This is a genomic window from Mesorhizobium sp. M7A.F.Ca.AU.002.02.1.1, from assembly GCF_003998535.1.
Taxonomy (GTDB): Bacteria; Pseudomonadota; Alphaproteobacteria; order Rhizobiales; family Rhizobiaceae; genus Mesorhizobium; species Mesorhizobium ciceri.
The window spans coordinates 1-1,124 of the sequence record NZ_RZPB01001240.1 but is presented as its reverse complement, the minus strand read 5'-3'; the positions used below and the strand labels follow the sequence as shown (position 1 = coordinate 1,124).

The window sequence follows — 1,124 nt, the reverse complement described above, 5'->3', positions numbered from 1 at the left end:
GCGCAGACCGACCTGCACCATGCCGGCGACATGCGGCATCTCGCTTGCCCTGCGCATCGGGCTCGAATAGCCGTGGCGTTCGCCATGAACCTCGTCGCGCCAGTCTATATGGGCGTCGACCTGCAGGACCCAGACCGGCCCGTGCTCTGCAAAGCCGGCGAGGAAGGGAATGGTCATGGAACAGTCGCCGCCGATCAGGATCGGCACAGCCGGCAACGTCAGGATCTCGCGCGTTTTTGCCTCGATCCTGGCCCGGTTGCCGGCATTGTCATGCATGGTGGTCAAGATATCGCCGGCGTCGACGCAAGAGTCCGGCTTGCCGTCGAACAGCGGGCCGCCAAGATCGAAATCCCAGTGCTCGACGAACGCGGCATCGTCCTGGCTGGCAGCACGGATGGCGTTGGCGGCCAAGGCATAGCCGCTGCTGTCCTTGCCGGGATAGGTGCTGCCGTGACCGGCCCCGAAGATCACCGCACGAGGCACGCGGCTATCTGCAAGACGGTCGGGAAAGCCGAGAAAGGGAGGCGAGGGGGTCATGCCTTGATGGTCCTGATGATGGCTTGGCGCACGCCGATCGGGGTGCGGTTAGATCAAGCGCCTCGGCTTCAGCTTTGTACCCGATTGGGTAAGCCCAATAAACTCTAAAACGATCGAGATCGAGCACCCACGGGGTGTTTCAAATTTGGGCCAATGGGACATTGGCGGCGGCATGGGCCGATTCCGAGGCGACATAGAGACTTGCGCGCCGGCGATGACGTTGGGCCGGGCTTGGATCGGCAGGCGCGATCCCGAAATTTCCAGTACGTGACGAGAATGAACCTTTGGCTGGCCGCCCGGTAGCGGAACCAGGCGGGGTTCACGTTGTTACCACAGCGGGCGACTGCCGGTTGCCGGATTCGGAGTCATCGTTTCATGACCAATGGCCCATTGCCTGAAAACGTTCTGGTCTCGCTTCCCATGATTGACGCAAAGGCGGCGCCGACGCTCAAAAATGCCGAGGCGGAGGTATTTTATACCGAAGCAATCCGCGAGCTTGCCGCCACCGACATTCCCTTTCTGGTCGCCGGGACCTACGCGGTAAGCGCCTATACGGGTGTCACCCGCCAGACCAAGGACCTCGATAT

1 protein-coding gene and 1 pseudogene are annotated in these 1,124 nt (G+C 61.8%); one reads left to right on the top strand and one right to left on the bottom strand.

The annotated features are described in order from the left end of the window. Positions 1–537, bottom strand: a 537-nt coding sequence (locus EN879_RS36815; protein ID WP_206521097.1) for an arginase family protein, incomplete at its 3' end; no start/stop codon positions are given. 375 nt (positions 538–912) lie between these two features. On the opposite strand from EN879_RS36815, the pseudogene EN879_RS36810 reads away from it, so the two are divergent. Beyond that, positions 913–1,124 (top strand): annotated as a pseudogene (locus EN879_RS36810) (hypothetical protein); the annotation flags it as partial.